Origin of the sequence: Flaviflagellibacter deserti (genome assembly GCF_042652085.1) — a bacterium.
GTDB lineage: Bacteria > Pseudomonadota > Alphaproteobacteria > Rhizobiales > Methylopilaceae > Flaviflagellibacter > Flaviflagellibacter deserti.
In genome coordinates this window covers 250,081-267,356 of sequence record NZ_JBHSJF010000005.1, presented here as the reverse complement: position 1 = coordinate 267,356, position 17,276 = coordinate 250,081, and the positions used below count along the sequence as shown (strand labels likewise).

At 64.1% G+C, this 17,276-nt stretch carries 13 protein-coding genes, 1 tRNA gene and 1 pseudogene; 11 read left to right on the top strand and 4 right to left on the bottom strand.

All coding sequences use genetic code 11. From position 1 onward, the window contains the following. The first annotated feature begins 25 nt into the window (after positions 1-25). Positions 26-1,003, top strand: a complete 978-nt coding sequence (locus ACFPFW_RS05990; RefSeq protein WP_162799671.1) for a C40 family peptidase — start codon at positions 26-28, stop codon at positions 1,001-1,003. Positions 1,004-1,038: 35 nt separating this feature from the next. On the opposite strand, the gene ACFPFW_RS05985 is transcribed toward ACFPFW_RS05990, so the two are convergent. Further along, a tRNA-Leu gene (locus ACFPFW_RS05985) sits at positions 1,039-1,125 on the bottom strand. A 105-nt stretch (positions 1,126-1,230) separates the two neighbouring features. On the opposite strand from ACFPFW_RS05985, the gene ACFPFW_RS05980 reads away from it, so the two are divergent. Both ACFPFW_RS05980 and ACFPFW_RS05975 read left to right on the top strand, forming a co-directional pair. After that, complete coding sequence (locus ACFPFW_RS05980) at positions 1,231-2,208, top strand: complex I NDUFA9 subunit family protein (protein ID WP_114957049.1); 978 nt, start codon at positions 1,231-1,233, stop codon at positions 2,206-2,208. Positions 2,209-2,243: 35 nt separating this feature from the next. Then, positions 2,244-2,609: a cupin domain-containing protein gene (locus tag ACFPFW_RS05975; RefSeq protein ID WP_114957048.1), complete on the top strand. Its 366-nt coding sequence runs from the start codon at positions 2,244-2,246 to the stop codon at positions 2,607-2,609. A 4-nt stretch (positions 2,610-2,613) separates the two neighbouring features. On the opposite strand, the gene ACFPFW_RS05970 is transcribed toward ACFPFW_RS05975, so the two are convergent. Next, positions 2,614-3,420, bottom strand: coding sequence for an undecaprenyl-diphosphate phosphatase (locus tag ACFPFW_RS05970; RefSeq protein ID WP_114957047.1), 807 nt, complete (start codon positions 3,418-3,420; stop codon positions 2,614-2,616). A gap of 138 nt (positions 3,421-3,558) precedes the next feature. Here ACFPFW_RS05970 and ACFPFW_RS05965 point away from each other — a divergent pair, with 138 nt between their 5' ends. The 6 genes and pseudogenes from ACFPFW_RS05965 (at position 3,559) to ligD (ending at position 10,544) form a co-directional block, all read left to right on the top strand. Continuing rightward, positions 3,559-4,251, top strand: coding sequence for a glutathione S-transferase family protein (locus ACFPFW_RS05965; protein ID WP_114957046.1), 693 nt, complete (start codon positions 3,559-3,561; stop codon positions 4,249-4,251). A 4-nt stretch (positions 4,252-4,255) separates the two neighbouring features. After that, a complete protein-coding gene (locus ACFPFW_RS05960; protein ID WP_379769833.1) occupies positions 4,256-5,143 on the top strand; it encodes an SDR family oxidoreductase in 888 nt (295 codons plus the stop codon). 51 nt (positions 5,144-5,194) lie between these two features. Further along, positions 5,195-5,302 (top strand): annotated as a pseudogene (locus tag ACFPFW_RS05955) (CsbD family protein); the annotation flags it as partial. Positions 5,303-5,623: 321 nt separating this feature from the next. After that, positions 5,624-6,532, top strand: coding sequence for a non-homologous end joining protein Ku (gene ku, locus ACFPFW_RS05950; RefSeq protein ID WP_114957044.1), 909 nt, complete (start codon positions 5,624-5,626; stop codon positions 6,530-6,532). 103 nt (positions 6,533-6,635) lie between these two features. After that, positions 6,636-7,736, top strand: a complete 1,101-nt coding sequence (locus tag ACFPFW_RS05945) for a tetratricopeptide repeat protein (RefSeq protein WP_114957043.1) — start codon at positions 6,636-6,638, stop codon at positions 7,734-7,736. 192 nt (positions 7,737-7,928) lie between these two features. Further along, the gene (ligD, locus tag ACFPFW_RS05940; RefSeq protein ID WP_114957042.1) at positions 7,929-10,544 is read left to right on the top strand and encodes a DNA ligase D; all 2,616 of its coding nucleotides are present in this window, start codon (positions 7,929-7,931) and stop codon (positions 10,542-10,544) included. Here ligD and ACFPFW_RS05935 read toward each other — a convergent pair. Next, the gene (locus ACFPFW_RS05935; RefSeq protein ID WP_114957041.1) at positions 10,504-11,682 is read right to left on the bottom strand and encodes a GGDEF domain-containing protein; all 1,179 of its coding nucleotides are present in this window, start codon (positions 11,680-11,682) and stop codon (positions 10,504-10,506) included. The two genes, ligD and ACFPFW_RS05935, sit on opposite strands and share 41 nt — an antisense overlap. A gap of 120 nt (positions 11,683-11,802) precedes the next feature. Then, positions 11,803-13,569, bottom strand: a complete 1,767-nt coding sequence (locus tag ACFPFW_RS05930; protein ID WP_114957040.1) for an ABC transporter ATP-binding protein — start codon at positions 13,567-13,569, stop codon at positions 11,803-11,805. A 269-nt stretch (positions 13,570-13,838) separates the two neighbouring features. Here ACFPFW_RS05930 and ACFPFW_RS05925 point away from each other — a divergent pair, with 269 nt between their 5' ends. Then, on the top strand, positions 13,839-14,903 hold the full coding sequence (locus ACFPFW_RS05925; protein WP_114957039.1) for a glycosyltransferase family 4 protein: 1,065 nt from the start codon (positions 13,839-13,841) through the stop codon (positions 14,901-14,903). Positions 14,904-15,162: 259 nt separating this feature from the next. Then, positions 15,163-17,274, top strand: coding sequence for a glycogen debranching protein GlgX (gene glgX / locus ACFPFW_RS05920; protein WP_114957038.1), 2,112 nt, complete (start codon positions 15,163-15,165; stop codon positions 17,272-17,274). The last annotated feature ends 2 nt before the right edge of the window (positions 17,275-17,276 follow it).

The window sequence follows — 17,276 nt, the reverse complement described above, 5'->3', positions numbered from 1 at the left end:
ATGTTTGCCAACGAGGGATGTCGCCATGCCCTACGATCATGCACGCACCGCTGGGCCCCGACGGGTCATCCTCTCGGACTCTGCAACGGACGAGGAACTGATACGCGAAGGGGGCTCTTCAGGGTGGCGAAATGCCAATCCCATCGGTTTGTCCGCCGGAACCTTTGCTACCGCTTACGGAGCTGTGGGCGATGACGGGACGTTCGCGATCTTCCCAGACGAGACGATTGGCTGGAGTGCGTGCGTCGAACTTCTGGCTACCCCCGCTTATTCGCGAAGGTCCGTAGGCGAGATTATCCAGGAGTTCGCTGTCGTGCCAATCGACGCCGGAGACGAGATTGCCGACTTGGCTCGCCGTTCCGGCCTGGAGGCAGCAAGGTCCGTATCCTCCCTAAGCGAGGAAGAGATGCGGAGGCTGGCAGGAACGGTGAAAGATGCCTCCGGTTGGGCCGAGGGTATGGTTCGCGTTGATAAACCGAATAAATCGCGACCAACGCGGACCGCAGCCCGCTCGGCGCAGGACTGGATGAGAATCGCCAAGGGCGAAGCGGCGCTGCCCGCGAGAGAGCGGACTGAATGGGACCCCGGTGATAACCCCAGGATCATGCAGTATTTCAGGTCGTGCCGTGAAGTCGGGCCCGGGCCGGGTGGCGACGAGATCGATTGGTGCGCGGCCTTCTGCAATCACTGTCTAGAGGCGGCTGGCTACCTTGGCACCAGTCACGTCGGCTCACGCTCGTTCTACCACAATCGGCACAACCGATTTCGGCGGCTGAGCCGTCCAGCTTACGGGTGCCTAGCCGTATTTCGGAACTATCCCTTCGACAAGGGCGACACTGCTTGGGCCACCGGAAGAGGGCATGTCGGTTTCTTGCTGGATTGGGATGAGGACAAACTGTGGGTGTTGGGCGGCAATCAGCTCGATACCGTCAGGACGTTGGGATTTCCGTACGATGATTCAACGCGAACCCTGTACGCCTACATGATGCCAGCGGGGAACTGAGTACCCGAGAGCTTCTAAGCGTTCTTCGGGATTTCTGGTGCCCAGGAAAGGACTCGAACCTTCACGGCCGTTAAGCCACTGGCACCTGAAGCCAGCGCGTCTACCAATTCCGCCACCTGGGCACGGGCGCCGTCATAAGGTGCGTTGCGCGCCGGGTCAACGGCGCTCTGGACGGTTTCGTAGGGTTGGCTTAGGTAGTCACAACGCTGTCTAGAAGAGGTCCAGCAATGCCGCGCGCGATGGTTTCCGATCGGATCGTAACCGTATTCGGCGGCTCGGGATTTGTCGGGCGTCACGTAGTGCGCGCTCTGGCCGAACGCGGCTGGCGCGTGCGCAATGCGGTGCGCCGCCCGGACCTCGCGCAGCACCTCCAGCCGCTCGGCTCGGTCGGCCAGATCATGTCGGTGCAGGCGAATGTCCGCTATGCCGCGTCGATCCAGCGCGCCATCGAAGGTTCGGACGCGGTCGTGAACCTCGTCGGCATTCTTCATGAAAGCGGCCGCCAGACCTTCGACGAGGTCCATGTGCAGGGCGCGCGGCGAATCGCCGAGGCCGCCAAGAAGGCCGGCATCAAGAATCTCGTTCAGATCTCGGCGCTCGGCGCGAACGCCGATTCGGCTTCGGCCTATGCCCGCTCCAAGGCGGCCGGCGAGCGGGCGGTCCTGAGCACGGTGGAGGAAGCGGTCATCATCCGCCCATCGATCGTGTTCGGACCCGAGGACAGCTTCTTCAACCGTTTCGCCGAAATGGCGCGCCTGTCGCCGGTGCTGCCGCTCATCGGTGGCGGTCATACCAAGTTCCAGCCGGTGTTCGCCGCCGATGTCGCGACGGCCGTCGCCCTCGCGATCGAGGGCAGGGCCAAGCCGGGTGCGACTTATGAGCTCGGCGGGCCCGAGACGCGGACGTTCCGTGAGTTGATGGAATACATCATGCAGGTGATCGGCCGTCGGCGCCTGCTGGTTTCACTGCCATTCGCGATCGCCCGTCTCCAGGCGAGTGTGCTGCAGATTCTGCCGAAGCCGCTGCTGACGGTCGACCAGGTGAAGTTGCTCGAGACCGACAATGTGGTTTCCGACGCGGCGATCAGAGCGGGATTGACGCTGGAAGGTCTCGGCATACATCCGACGGGCATCGAGACCGTCGTGCCGGAATATCTCTATCGCTACCGCAAGGCCGGTCAGTTCACGGACGTTCATCTGGCCTGACGAAGCCGCAGGCGGATCGCGAGCAGAAGCGCGCCATGCAGACCATCAATCTCGAACGGGCATTCGATGAGGTGACCGAGCACTGGTCGCCGAAGGTCGTCGGCCGGGTCAACGACCAGTACGTCAAGGTCGCCAAGGTTAAGGGCGAGCTGACCTGGCACAAGCATGACGACGAGGACGAACTCTTTCAGGTCGTGAGGGGGCGGCTCGTCATCCAGTTCGAGGGCGGACGCGACGTCGTCCTCAATCCCGGCGAATTCTGCGTCGTTCCGAAAGGCGTGATGCACAATCCCGTTGCCGAGGAAGAGTGCTGGATTGTCCTGATCGAGACGGTGACCACGAAGCACACCGGCGACGTGGTCATGGAAAAGACCCGCAGTATCGAGGAACAGCTGGGCTGACGGCTCAGCCGTAGACGAGCAGGCCGGCGATGCCGGCCGAGCCTACGATCAGCCGCCACCATGCGAACAGCGCGAAGCCGTGGCGGTTGACGTAGTCCAGCACCCAGCGGACCACGATCACGGCCATGACGAAGGCGGCGACGAAGCCGATCGCGGTGATCACGAGGTCGTCGGACGATAGATTGTCTCGGTTCTTGTAGAGGTCGTAGGCGAAGGCGCCGGCCATGGTCGGCATGGCCAGGAAGAACGAGAACTCCGCCGCGGCGCGCTTGTCGGCGCCGAGAAGCAGCGCGCCGGCAATGGTCGAGCCGGAGCGGGAGACGCCGGGGATCATGGCGAGGCACTGGATGAAGCCGATCGCGAGGCAGGTCGTCAGCGGGAACTTGGTCGCATCGGTGTAGCGCGGTGTGAGCGACATATTGTCGATCCAGAGCAGTGCCAGGCCGCCGATGATCAGCGAGACGCAGATCGTCATCGGCGATTCGAACAGCACCGTCTTGATGAAATCGTGCGCGATGGCGCCGATGACCGCGGCGGGCAGGAATGCAACCAGGATGCCGATGACGAAGCGGCGCGCCGAGGGATCGCTCGGCAAGGCGGTCGCGATCGACCACAGGCGGCCGAAATAGACCGACAGGATGGCGAGGATCGCGCCGAGCTGGATCAGCACTTCGAAGGTCTTGCCCGTCGACTCGAAGCCGAGAAAATGGCCGAGCAGAAGGATATGGCCGGTGGATGAGACCGGGATGAACTCCGTGGCGCCTTCCACTACGCCGAGGATGAGCGCGTCGAGAACCCGGCTGAGATCCATGCTGTCCCCCGTCGCCCGGAATGCGAATCTGTTGCCCGGACCCGGTCGGAAGTTCTATACGGAGCATCGGTCGCGTGCCACGCGCACAGTGTCCCGCCCGCCTTCTCCAAAAGTAGTGTGCTGTTTTCGGGCCGGTTAATGGCGATTCTCTATCATCACCCGTTTTGCCCGCATTCCCGCTTCATCCGGCTCTCCATCGCCGAGATGGGGATCGAGGCCGATCTCATCGAGGAAAAAGTCTGGGAGCGCCGCGAGGCGTTCCTGGCCCTGAATCCGGCTGGCACCACCCCGGTGCTGGTCGAGGAGCAGATCGCCTCGGTGCCGGGGTCCAGGATCATCGCGGAATGGCTCGACGAAACCCGGGGTCTCGCCCTGAACGATCGTCGGCTGCTTCCCGAGAATCCGAGCGCCCGTGTCGAGGTGCGGCGCCTTGTGGCGTGGTTTACGGAGAAGTTCGGCGCGGAGGTCTCCGAGCCGCTCGTCCACGAGAAGATCTACAAGCGCTTCATGCCGGGCGATGTCGGCGGCGGTCCGCCCGACCCGGCGGTGTTCCGGGCGGCGAAGTCGAACATCCGCTATCACCTGAAATATATCGGCTATCTCATCCGCCAGCGGAAATGGCTTGCGGGCGAAGCGTTGAGCTATGCCGATCTCGCGGCGGCGGCGCATCTGTCCTGCGTCGATTATCTCGGCGACGTGCCGTGGGACGAGGACGCGGTGGCGCGCGACTGGTACGCCCGCGTGAAGTCGCGGCCGAGCTTCCGCACCCTGTTCGAGGACCGCGTGCTCGGCATGGCGCCCTCGCCAGTCTACGCCGACCTGGACTTCTGAGCGGGTGAGGCGGCTTCTCGTCCTCGGTTTCGGCTATACCGCGCGGCGGTTCGTCGAGCGGCATGGCGGGATGTTCGAGACGGTCTCGGTAACGGCGCGAACCGCCGAGAAGATCGAGCATCTGAAGAGCGAGGGCTATGACGCCTATCGGCTCGTGACGGGTATCCCGCTGTCTCCCGAACTCGTCGTCGCGGCCAAGGCCGCGACGCATGTGCTGGTCTCGGTGCCGCCAAGCGAGGATGGCGATCCGGCGTTCACGGCTCTCGGTCATACGCTGGGCGAGAGCATCGACCTCGTCTGGGTCGGTTATCTCTCCACGACCGGTGTCTATGGCGATCACGGCGGCCGCTGGATCGACGAGGAGACCGAAACCGCGCCGAAAAGCGCCCGCTCGCGCCGAAGGCTCGATGCCGAGGAGGAATGGCGGACGCTCGCGGCTCCAGGACGGGCGGTCCAGATTTTCCGGCTTTCCGGAATCTACGGGCCAGGCAACAGCGTCTTCGACGGCCTGCGCGAGGGGAAGGCGAGGCGGCTTCACAAACCGGACCAGGTGTTCAACCGCATTCATGTCGACGACATCGCCGCCGTGCTCAAGGCCGCGATCGAGCATCCCGAGGCGGGGCCCGTGTTCAATCTCGGTGACGACGAGCCGGTGCCTCAGCACGAAGTGGTCGCGTACGCCGCAGGTCTGCTGGGAATGGAGCCATCACCGGTCGTGCCGTTCGACGAGGCGCAGATGTCCGAAATGGCTAAGAGCTTCTGGGCGGAGAACAAGCGCATCAGGAATACGCGTGTGCGAACCGAACTCGGCGTCGACCTGCTCTATCCGACTTATCGCGCGGGGCTAAAGGCGATCCTCGAAGAAGAGGCGGCCGGCAGGCAACCTGTCTGACTCCGGCGCGTTCTTCAATCAGCCCCGTCTCAGCGGGCAAGGGAGAACCAGATGGTCGACAAGGAACGCATCGCGGGCTCAGCCCAACAGGCCAAGGGCAGCATGAAGGCAGGCGCCGGCAAGCTGACGGGCGATCGCAAGCTCGAGGCCGAAGGCCACGCCGACAAGGCCGAAGGCAAGGCGCGCAATTTCATCGGCGGTGTGAAGGACGCTCTGCGCGGGAAATAGCGGTTCGAAAATTTCCGCCGGGTCAAATTTTTTTTGAACCCGGCGGAACCCCAATCGGGGAAGCGAGTTTTCCTTGTAAGACCAAGCCGAGGCGACTTCTCAGCCCCCCAGCCCCTCGCTTTGGCAGGTCTTTTAAGCCGGACAGCGACCAGTCGCTGTCCGGCTTTTTATTTTCCGCCTTCGATGTCGCTGGAACCGCACACCCTCCACGCCCGTTTGGTCAGGAACCTTGCGTAGCGAAGGAACCTCGTCATGGCCCCGCGTGCGTCCTGGAAGGGCTACCTGAAACTCTCCCTCGTCTCCTGCGCCGTCGCGCTCTATCCGGCGAACACGGCAAGCGAGCGGATATCGTTCCACACACTGAACCGCGCGACCGGAAACCGGCTGAAGCAGCAGATGATCGATGCCGACACCGAGGAGGTGGTCGACCGCGAGGACCGGGTGAAGGGCTACGAGTTCTCGAAGGGACATTACGTCACCGTCGAGGACGAGGACCTCGAGAAGGTGCAGATCGAGAGCACGCACACGATTGACATCGAGCAGTTCGTGCCGGAGCACGAGGTCGATCCGGTCTATCTCGATGCGTCCCACTATCTGGCGCCGGACGACAAGGTCGCCGAGGAAGCATTCGCCGTGATCCGCGAGGCTATGGCGAGAGAAAAGGTCGTCGGCATCGGCCGGCTGGTCCTGCAGCGGCGCGAGCGGATCGTCCTACTGCAGCCGCGTGGCAAGGGCATCCTGCTGACCAATATCCGCTACAAATACGAGGTCCGGGACGACGACACCTATTTCGGCGACATCAGGAAGATCGATATCCCCGAGGACATGCTGGACCTGGCGACTCACATCATCAGCAAGAAGAAGGGCCATTTCGATCCCGAGAAGTTCGAGGATCGGTACGAGAACGCTCTGATCGAGATGCTGAACGCCAAGCAGCAGGGCAAGACGATCGAGGCGCCGAAGCAGGCCAAGCAGTCGAACGTCGTCAATTTGATGGATGCCCTGCGCCGCTCGATCGAAAGCGAAAAGGGCGGCAGAGCGGCCGAAGAGGAGCCGGCAGCGGAGGAAAAGCCGCAGCGGCGGCCGGCGGCGAAAAGCGCGAAAAGAGGTTCGGCCTCGAAAAGCGCCGAGAAACCAACGAAGAAGCGGGCGGCGGGATAAAGGTTATCCCCCGCGCCCAAAAAATGTCTTCGAATCTTAACGGTTCGGGCTCAGACTCATCCCTGTCGAACGTGATTCGTGTCAGCGTTCAGAGTGGGTGGGGATGTACGATCTCAGCCGCGCTTCAGTTTATGTCTTGGGCCGAGTTAACGGTCTAAGCCGCAATCAGCTCAACGCCGCCGTAGCCAAGGCGGGCGCAAGCCTCCACTACCGCCTCAAGAAGCGTGTTACCCTTGTCGCTATCGCAAGCGGCGCGGCACGCGAGCTCTTGTCCGGTTCGCGTCTGATGGACGCGCTGGAGCGCATGCCCGATCAGGCGGCGCTGATCAGCGAACTCTCCCTCCAGCGCAGCCTCGGGCTGAAGCCGCCGCCGGCGGACGAGCACCGGTGGATGGACTGCGCCGAACTCGGGCGTCTGTCCGGGCTCGACGAGGAACTTCTGTTCTGGCTTTCGCTGTTCGACGTCATCGAGCCGGTCGGCGGTCTTTACGGCTACCGCGATCTCGTGACGGCGAAGGAAACCGCGAGGCTGATGCGGGCGGGCTGCGAATTCGCCGAACTCGTCGCGGCGGCGGTCGATCTCAGGGCGCAGGGGCTACGGCTCTCGGAAGTGAAGCTGGGTGTCTCCGACACCGGGACGGTCGTCCGTGAGATCGACGGTGTCGCGACCGCGCTCGACGGACAGTTCCCGCTGCCGCTCGAGGCACCGCCGGAGGATGTCGACGCGGTCGTCGAATGCGCCGAAGACGCCGAGGAAGAGGGCGATCTCGCTCTCGCCGAACGGCTCTACGATCTAGCCGCCAAGCTCGACCGCACCGATCCGATCGCGCCGTTCAATCTCGGCAATGTGCTTGACGCGCAGGACCGCAAGGCGGAAGCGCGGATCGCGTGGCGGATGGCGCTCAACCGTGCGCCGCTGTTCCCGGAAGCCTGGTTCAACCTCGCCGTCTCGGCCGAGGATGCGGGCCGGAAGGACGAGGCGGTGACGCATTACTGCACGGCGCTCGCGATCGACCATGAATATCCGGACGCGGCGTACAATCTGGCGCTGCTGCTCTATGAACTGGGCCGCTTCGCCGAGGCGCTGCCGGTGTGGGAGCAGTTCATCAAGCTCGAACCCGGTTCCGCCGACGCCAAGGTGGCGCGGTCGCGGGCAAACGAGTGCCGGATCAAGGCGCGCGGGCTGCATCTGGTGGCGATCTGATACTTCCAGTGTCCCGGTCCGGGTGGGCGTAGCCGATTCCGAGAACCGGGACTCAGCGTCTACTCGCGAAGCTCAATATCTATAGAGCGCCTGCGGCGCACTTATGCGATCACGCGACGGCTTCGCCACGCGCGGTCCAGGCGACGGTTGACGTTATCTGGAACGACTCCGGCCACGCTGAATTGAATCCGCGTGCCAAAAGCCCTCGAAGCCTATCGCGCCAAGCGCGACTTCTCGAAAACCGCCGAACCGGGCCCGGACGTGGGCAAGGCGAGGGGGAATTCATTCGTCATCCAGAAGCACGACGCGACGCGGCTTCATTACGATTTCCGGCTGGAACTCGACGGCGTGATGAAGAGCTGGGCGGTGACGCGCGGGCCGAGCCTCGTGCCTGGCGAGAAACGGCTCGCGGTCCAGACCGAGGATCACCCGATCGCTTACAACTCCTTCGAGGGCATCATCCCGAAGGGCCAGTATGGCGGCGGGACGGTGATGATCTGGGACCGGGGGACGTGGGAGCCGGATGGCGACCCGCATTACGGCCTCAAGAAGGGTCACCTCGAACTGTCGCTCAGCGGCGAGAAGCTCCACGGTCGCTGGCACCTCGTCCGGCTGAAGCGCCGGCCGCGCGAGAAGACGGATTCCTGGCTGCTGATCAAGTCGGACGACGAATGGGCGAGAGAGGACGGCGATCCGGATATCCTCGAAGAGGAGGATCGCTCGGTCGTCTCGGGGCGGACCATCCCGGAGATCGCCAGCGACGGCGACAGGGTGTGGAATTCAAACCGCGGCGACAGTGTCCACTCGGCGGAGGAAACCAAGCCGAAAGGCGTCAAGACCAGCGCCGATCCCGCTTCGAAACGGCCGGCGACGGTTGTTCCGAAGGGAACCAAGGCCGCCAAGCTTCCGGATTTCGTGCCGCCGGCGCTGGCGACGCTCGTCGCCAAGCCCCGGAACGGCGGGAACTGGGTGCATGAGGTCAAGTTCGACGGCTACCGGCTGCAGGCGCGGCTCGACCATGGCAATGTCCAACTGCTGACCCGTAACGGGCTCGACTGGACGCACCGCTTTCCGGGCGTGGCCGAGGCGATCAAGGGCATTCCGGCCGAGACCGCGCTGATCGACGGGGAGGCGGTGGTCGAGGACGAGAGCGGGATATCCAGCTTCTCGGCGCTCCAGCAGGATCTGGGAGGACGGGGCGGCAGGCTCGTGAGCGGAAAGGCGATGTATTACGCCTTCGATCTGCTGCATCTCGACGGCCGCGATCTCACGCCGCTTTCGCTGGTTGAGCGCAAAGAGACGCTGGCGGGGCTGATCGCCGGGGCGCCGCACGACAAGCTCAGATACAGCGAGCATATCGAGAGCGACGGCGAGGCGATGATCCGCCATGCCTGCCGCCTCGGGCTGGAAGGAATCATCTGCAAGCGGGCCGATGCGCCCTACCGCTCGGGCCGGGGCGATCAATGGCTGAAGGTGAAATGCACGCAGCGGTCGGAATTCGTGATCGCCGGCTATGTGCCGTCGACGGCCTCGGCCAAGGCGATCGGCTCGCTGGTCATGGGCTATTACGACAAGGGAAAGCTGATCCATATCGGCCGGGTCGGCACCGGCTATACGCAGACCGTCGCGCGCGACCTCTGGAAGGTCCTCGACGAGAGGAAAGCCGATGCGTCGCCCTTCGCGGCCAAGCTTTCCGCCGACGAACGGCGTGGCGTAGTCTGGGCGCGGCCGGAACTCGTCGCCGAGATCGAGTTCCGCGGCTGGACCCATGACGGGTCGCTCCGCCATGCGAGCTTCAAGGGGCTTCGCGAGGACAAGGAGGCCAAGGACGTAGTGCGCGAAGTTCCAAAGGATGCGCCCCAACAGGCCGAGCCCGCCCCGAGGGCCGAGCGCAAGGATACGAAGATCGTCGGCAAGGGCGTGACGGTGGCGGGCGTGGCGCTGAGCCATCCCGAGCGCGTGCTCTGGGAAGAGCAGGGCGTCACGAAGCAGGGCCTCGCCGAGTTCTATGCCGAGATCGCCGACTGGGTGCTGCCGCATCTTGTCGGTCGGCCGCTGTCGCTGGTCCGCTGCCCGTCCGGCTCGCAGAAGCAGTGCTTCTTCCAGAAGCATGCCTGGGCCGGTCTAGGAAAGGCGATCCGCGAGATCGAGGTGCCGGGCGACGACGAGAAGATGATGGTGATCGACGATCTCGCCGGGCTCGTCTCGCTGGTGCAGGCAGGCGTTCTGGAAATCCATCCCTGGGGTTCGCGCGAAGGCAAACTTACCAAGGCCGACCGGCTGATCTTCGACCTCGATCCCGGCGACGACGTGCCGTGGTCGGCGGTGGTGCAGGGCGCGCGGGAGGCGCGTGAGCGGATGCAGGGCCTCGGCCTCGACAGCTTCGTGAAGACGACCGGCGGCAAGGGCCTGCATGTTGTCGTGCCGCTCGCGCCGGAGGTGGAGTGGAACGAGGTGAAGGCGTTCTGTCGGGTGATCGCCGAGAGCATGGCCGCCGACAGCCCGGACCGTTACGTCTCGACCATGGCGAAGAAGGTCCGGACCGGGAAGGTTTTCGTCGATTATCTCAGGAACGGGCAGGGCGCGACGGCGGTCGCCGCCTATTCGACGCGGGCGCGGAGCGGTGCTCCCGTCGCCACCCCTCTGACGTGGGATGAACTCGGCCCGGACGTGAAGGGCAACCACTTCAACGTCACGAACCTGCCGCGCCGTCTCGAAAACCTGAAAAGCGATCCCTGGGCCGGCTTCTTCGACGCCAAGCAATCGCTCAAGCCCGTCTTGGAAGGTGCAAGACGCCGGAAGAAGTAGACTGATCGGCCTTGGCCATGCGGACGCGGTTGCGGCCCTGCCGCTTGGCCTCGTAGAGCGCGCCGTCGGCGCGGTTCAGCACGGCATCGAGGGTCTCGGGCTCGCCGCGCACATAGGCGACGCCGGCGCTGACCGTGCAGGAAAAGGCACCGATATCGGTGTCGAGCTCCTCGGCCTCGAACGTGGTGCGGATCGTCTCGGCCATCATCATCGTAAGTTCGCGGCTGCCGCGCGGCATTACCAGCGCGAACTCCTCGCCGCCGAGGCGAGCCGCGGTGTCGGCGGGGCGAAGATGATCGGATAGCACCTCGGAGAAGCGGCGGAGCACGCGGTCACCGGTGTCGTGGCCGTACATGTCGTTGATGCTCTTGAAGAAATCGAGATCGAACAGGACGACACCCGCGCCGGAGGGGAGATTGCCGTGCTTGTTGAACAAGGCGCGGCGGTTCATCAGCCCCGTCAGCGCGTCGGTCAGGGCGTCGGATTGGTGGCGCAGCGCGATCCGCGACTGATGCAGCGACAGCGAGATCGCGCCGATGCCGGTGACGCTGATGATCGACACGACGGCGTTGATGTTCTCCGCCCAGTTCTGCGGCGGCCCCTCCATGTGGAGCGGCGAGTTCATCGCGATCGGGATCGCGCACAGTCCGAACGAGACGCCAGTCACGGCGTAGAGGATGACGAGGCTGACGATCTGGACGGGGGATTCGCGCCGGGCCTGCCAGAGTTCCACGGATGTGAGGAACAGGACGACCATCGCGCCGAGATTGGCGGAGATGAAGCCGAGCCCGGCATAGCCCCATGGAAAGAAAATCCCCATCGGCAGAAGCGTCGCCAGGATCGAGATGCCGATCTGCGTAGCGGCCATGACGCGACGGCGAAACTGGATGGCTGCGCCATAGACGATCGACAGGCCGATCGAGAGGCAGCTCATCGACAGGAGCGCCCACCAGGGTCCGGGCTTCTGCTGGTAGTAGCTGAAGCTCGCCGCGCTGACGACGACGAACAGCGTGCCGGCGGCCCAGGTGAGAAGGAAGCTCTCCGTGCGAGAGCTCAGCCAGCTTGCGAACAGCGTAATGCTCAGCGCCGCGCCCGAGAACGCGATGGCCAGCATGAGCGAGCTGTGGTCGACGAGCATCTTGGCGCAGGAATCGCAGTGAGGACCGCACCTTAGACACGAATCACGACCGTGTCGAAAGTCTGTCGGATGCTGGTGTGCAAATTGTTGCGGCGATCGCGACCTCTATTCGACGACCGTTCAAGCGGTCTGGACCGCCAGGCGGCTCAGTTCGCGGTTCACCAGCCCGCCGTAGACGCTTTCTCCGCGCATCAAGTCCTCGGGGGCGCCGTCTTCCACGAGCTTGCCGCCGCGCATGACAAGGATGCGATCGAACTCGCGCAGCGTGGAAAGGCGGTGGGCGATGGCGATGACGGTGCGCCCGGTCATCAGCCGCTCGAGAGCCTCGCGGATCGCCTCCTCCGCCTCGGTGTCGAGGGCCGAGGTCGCCTCGTCGAGTATGAGGAGAGGCGCATTCTTGAGGAAGGCGCGGGCGATGGCGATGCGCTGGCGCTGCCCGCCCGACAGTTTCAGGCCGCGATCGCCGACCACCGTGTCGAGGCCCAGCGGCAGGTTCTCGATGAAGGGCCTGCACCGCGCCGCGATCGCGGCCTCCCAGACCTCGTCATCGGCGGCGTCGGGCCGGCCGTAGCGGATGTTTTCGAGCAGCGTGCGGTTGAGCAGCGCTGTATCCTGCGGAACGACCGCGATGCTCTCGCGCAGGCTGTCCTCGGTGGTTAGGGCGATGTTCTGCCCGTCGATGAGGATGCGGCCGCTCTCCGGTTCGTAGAACCGTTGGAGGAGCGCGACCAATGTCGATTTGCCGCCGCCCGAGGAACCGACGAGTCCGACGCGCTGTCCCGGCTCGATGTCCACGCTGAAGCTGTCGAAGACCCGCTTCCCGTTCGGGTATTGGAACGAGATGTTTTCGAACGTGATGCGAGTCCCTTTGGGCACGAGGGCGGCGGCGTTGGGGTGGTCGCGCATCTCATGCGGCGAGAGCAACGTCGCCAGCGCCTCCGACAGGCGGGCCATGTGCTGGGTCACGTCGACGAGGGCGACGGCGAGGTCACGCGTCGCGCTGAGCACGGCGATGCCGAGCGTGCAGACGAGCACCACGTCGCCCGCGGTCGCCCGCCCGTTCTGCCACAGCGAAATCACCCAGCCGAGCAGGACGAGCGTCATGACCACGACGACGAGGGCGTGCAGCAGGCGAAGCTTCTCCAGGTAAAGGAGGCTGCGCCGGCGCGCAGTCATTTCCTCGGCGACGGTGGCGTCGAAGCGCAGATGCTCGCGCCCGATGGCGCCGAAGGCCCGCACCAGAGCGATGTTGCCGACGACGTCGATCATCTCGCCATCGACGGCGGCGGCCTTGTCCGCGAAATCGTGATGGAGGGGCCGGCCTTTGGCGGCGATGCGGAACATCACCAGCATCATCGCGCCAGCGACCATCACCAGCACGGCCGCCATCTGGAGGCTGACCAGGCCGAGGAAAACAATGGCGCCGACGGTCGCGACGCAGGGCGGCATGACGTTCCAGACGAACATGTTCTCGATCTGGAAGACGGCGTTGGATGTCGCGGTGACGCGGCTCGTCAGCACGCCAGGCAGGCGGTCCGCGAAGTACGTCGGCGCGTGCCCGGTGAGATGGCGGAAGAGGTCCGACCGCAGATCGCCCGTGACGTCCACGAACGCATGGCTGGCATTCCAACTCGCCACGCGCCAGAGCAGGTTGTCGGCGACGATGAAGGACAGCAGGATCGCGAAGGCGACCCACGGGCTATAGCCGTAGCCTGGGGGCGACGACAGTGAATCGATCAGCAGCTTGATGCCGTATTGAGTGCTGACGGAGCACGCAACGGCTCCGAGTACGGCCAGCACGATGACGATATGAAGCGGGCGGTGGCGGCCGATATAGCGGGCGAAAAACGCCAACGGCCGTTCCGCATAACGGCAAAGGTCGTCCATCGGCAGTGAGTACCTTCGCGCTGTGAGATGGCTTGGCCCGCCGTGCACCGGGCATTGCAACTCGTATCCAGCAAATCAATCAGAAGTTTGGCGCTTCCTTGGCGAGGAATGACGGAGTGCGCGCATCGGTTCCGAGCGGTCGGCTCAATCGCCGACATCGCGCAGGAGAACGCCGCTATCTCGTTCAACTATGAACACATTTCCTTTTTCAAGTTCGCGGGCCTCGCAAGCGAGGCGCACCGCAGCTCAAGGTCGGAAAAGGAGCTTCCATGAGGATTGCACAAATCGCCCCGTTGACCGAAGCCGTGCCGCCCACGCTTTACGGCGGGACCGAACGAGTGATCTCGTGGCTGACCGAGGAACTGGTCGCGCTCGGACACGACGTCACGCTCTTCGCCAGTGGCGACTCAAGGACGAGTGCGAAGCTCGAGGCAATCTGGCCGAGGGCGCTCCGTCTCGACGGTACGGTGCGCGATCCCAACGCGCTCCATATGATGATGATCGAACACGTCTATCGTCGCTCGGACGAATTCGATCTCATGCATTTCCATCTGGACTATTACCCGTTTTCCTTGATGTCGGGTCAGTCCACGCCCTTCGTCACCACTCTGCACGGCCGTCTCGATCTGCCGGAACACCAGCCTGTATTCGAGACCTTCTCCGAGGTCCCGGTCGTATCGATCTCCGACGCCCAGCGCCGCCCGGTACAGGAGGCGAACTGGACCGCGACGGTCCATCACGGCCTGCCGGCCGACCTGCTCACTCCGCAGCCGGTCGTCCCCTCCTATCTCGCTTTCCTCGGCCGTATCTCGCCGGAAAAACGCCTCGACCGGGCGATCGACATCGCCCAGCGCTGCGGCCTGCCGCTGAAGATCGCCGCCAAGGTCGACCGCGCCGATCAGGACTATTTCGATGAGACGATCCGTCCGTATCTGGGTACAGATGGCATTGAGTATATCGGCGAGATCAACGACGGGCAGAAGGCGGATTTCCTGAGCGGCGCCATCGCTCTCCTGGTGCCGGTCGACTGGCCGGAGCCCTTCGGCCTCGTCATGATCGAGGCGATGGCCTGCGGCACGCCGGTGATCGCCTTCAATCGCGGGTCGGTGTCCGAAGTCGTCGAGCACGGCGTCACCGGCTTCGTCGTCGAGGACCAGACGAGCGCCGTCGGCGCGGTGCGCAATCTCGATTCGCTGTCGCGGCCGATGATCCGCCGCCGCTTCGAGGAACGCTTCACCGCCCGGCAAATGACCGAACAATATCTCGACGTCTATCGCGGCATGATCAAAGACCGCCGCATACGGCCGCATCTCGTCAATATCCAGGGCTCGTAAGACGAGCCGAATACGAGCGTATGTAGGACAAGTTGCCCGAGGTGACCGATCCGTCGGTCCCTCGGACATTCCACTTGCGTGCGTGCGATAGTCATACCCGCGATGCGGCCCGGCGCTTGCAACGCCATGGCGTTGTTGCACTCTTTGACCAAACATCGATGGGATGAAAAACATACTGACTTCCGGACCCACTTCCTGGGCTCGTGCGTTGAGCGACACTGCGCAATCTGTGCAGCACGCCATCGTGAGAACGCTCCATATGAATCGCATCGACGACGGCCAGCCGTTCCCGCTTGGGGCGACCTGGGACGGCAAGGGCGTCAACTTTGCTCTATTTTCGGAACATGCGACGGCGGTCGAACTTTGCCTGTTCGAAGGTACCGGCGAGCGGGAGATCACCCGCATCAAGTTGCCGGCGCGCACCGACAATGTCTGGCACGTCTATGTCGAGGGCCTGACCGCGGGACAGCTCTATGGCTACCGCGTCCACGGCCCTTACGATCCCGCCCGCGGCCATCGCTTCAATCCGCACAAGCTCTTGATCGACCCCTATGCGCGGCTCTTGTCCGGCAAGCTTCGCTGGCACGACGCGATGTGGGGCTACCGGATCGGCTCGCAGCGAGCCGATCTGACGATGGATCGCCGCGACAGCGCGCGGATGATGCCGAAATGCGTGGTCGAGGACCCGTCGCACCATTGGGGCGATGATCGTCCGCCGCGCCGACCGTGGAACGAGACGATCTTCTACGAAGCCCATGTGAAGGGCCTGACGCAACTCCACCCGGATGTCCCGCAGGCGATGCGCGGAAGCTATGCGGCGCTTGGCCATCCGAAGGTGATCGACCATCTGCTGAAGCTCGGCATCACCGCGATCGAGCTGATGCCGATCCATTCCTTCGTCGACGACCGTTTCCTCGTCGAGAAGGGGCTGAAGAACTATTGGGGCTATTCCACGCTCGGCTATTTCGCGCCGGAGCCGCGCTATCTCGGCGAGGCAGGTGTTGCAGGCTTCAAGGGCGCGATCCGTGCTCTGCACGATGCCGGGATCGAGGTCATCCTCGACGTCGTCTACAACCATACCTGCGAGGGCAACCATCTCGGCCCGACGCTCTCGTTCCGCGGCATCGACAACGCGGTCTATTACAAGTTGCCGCCGGAAAGCCCGCGCCATTCCTGGGATTCGACCGGGACCGGCAATACGCTCGATGTGTCGCATCCGCGCGTCCTGCAGATGGTGATGGATTCGCTCCGTCACTGGGTCGAGAACTACCACATCGACGGCTTCCGCTTCGATCTGGCGCCGACGCTTGCGCGCGATCCCTACGAATTCGATCCCCGCTCGGGCTTCCTGCAGGCGTGCGGTCAGGATCCCCTCCTGTCGCGGGTGAAGCTCATCGCCGAGCCGTGGGATGTCGGCGGCGGCGGATACCGCGTCGGCAATTTTCCGGCCGGGTGGAGCGAATGGAACGACCAGTACCGCGACACGGTGCGCGCGTTCTGGCGCGGCGACGACGCGCAGCTTCCGGCGCTCGGCCGCGTCATCGCCGGTTCACGTGAAACCTATGAGCCGACCGGCCGCCATCCTTGGGCGACCGTCAATTTCATCGCCTCACACGACGGTTTCACCATCAACGACCTCGTCAGCTACAACGACCGCCACAACGAGGCGAATGGCGAGGACAACAACGACGGCCATTCGCACAATCTGAGCTGGAACTGCGGCGTCGAAGGCCCGACCGACGATCCCGAGATCAACGAGCTGCGCGCGCGCCAGAAGCGCAATTTCCTCGCGACGCTAATGTTCTCGCAGGGCGTGCCGATGCTCTTGATGGGCGACGAGCAGTCGCGCACGCAGAACGGCAACAACAACGCCTATGCGCAGGATAACGACACGAACTGGTTCGACTGGCGGAAGACGGCCGAGGCGGATCCCGACCTGTTCGCCTTCACGCAGGCCGCGATCAATCTCAGGCAGTCGCACGATGCGTTCCGCCGCCGGACGTTTCTGACCGGCGCGCAGGTTCCCGGATCGATCCTCCGCGACAGTTATTGGCTGGTGCCGGAAGGCCGGGAGATGACGCCGGGCGACTGGAGCAACGGACTTCGGCGCACGATCGGTTTCCAGTTCGGCAACGACGCAGCGGACGGCCAGCGTTTCCTCCTGATGATGAACGCCTGGCACGAAGAGGTCGACTTCAAGCTGGCCGACATGCTGCCTGGGGAGGTGTGGGTGCAGATCTTCGACACGAACATCCCGGACGGACTCGTGCGCGGCGAACAGCCGATCACGCTTCGCGCCGGCGAGACCTTCAAACTTGCGCCCCGATCGCTCGTCCTGTTCCAGCACGCGACCATTCCCGGAGCGCACTGACG

What these genes read in the sequence shown, in the direction of transcription:
- ACFPFW_RS05990 (WP_162799671.1), top strand. Translation starts at nt 26, where the DNA reads ATGCCCTACGATCATGCACGCACCGCTGGGCCCCGACGGGTCATCCTC.
- ACFPFW_RS05980 (WP_114957049.1), top strand. Translation starts at nt 1,231, where the DNA reads ATGCCGCGCGCGATGGTTTCCGATCGGATCGTAACCGTATTCGGCGGC.
- ACFPFW_RS05975 (WP_114957048.1), top strand. Translation starts at nt 2,244, where the DNA reads ATGCAGACCATCAATCTCGAACGGGCATTCGATGAGGTGACCGAGCAC.
- ACFPFW_RS05970 (WP_114957047.1), bottom strand. Translation starts at nt 3,420, where the DNA reads ATGGATCTCAGCCGGGTTCTCGACGCGCTCATCCTCGGCGTAGTGGAA.
- ACFPFW_RS05965 (WP_114957046.1), top strand. Translation starts at nt 3,559, where the DNA reads ATGGCGATTCTCTATCATCACCCGTTTTGCCCGCATTCCCGCTTCATC.
- ku (WP_114957044.1), top strand. Translation starts at nt 5,624, where the DNA reads ATGGCCCCGCGTGCGTCCTGGAAGGGCTACCTGAAACTCTCCCTCGTC.
- ACFPFW_RS05945 (WP_114957043.1), top strand. Translation starts at nt 6,636, where the DNA reads ATGTACGATCTCAGCCGCGCTTCAGTTTATGTCTTGGGCCGAGTTAAC.
- ACFPFW_RS05935 (WP_114957041.1), bottom strand. Translation starts at nt 11,682, where the DNA reads ATGCTCGTCGACCACAGCTCGCTCATGCTGGCCATCGCGTTCTCGGGC.
- ACFPFW_RS05930 (WP_114957040.1), bottom strand. Translation starts at nt 13,569, where the DNA reads ATGGACGACCTTTGCCGTTATGCGGAACGGCCGTTGGCGTTTTTCGCC.
- ACFPFW_RS05925 (WP_114957039.1), top strand. Translation starts at nt 13,839, where the DNA reads ATGAGGATTGCACAAATCGCCCCGTTGACCGAAGCCGTGCCGCCCACG.
- glgX (WP_114957038.1), top strand. Translation starts at nt 15,163, where the DNA reads ATGAATCGCATCGACGACGGCCAGCCGTTCCCGCTTGGGGCGACCTGG.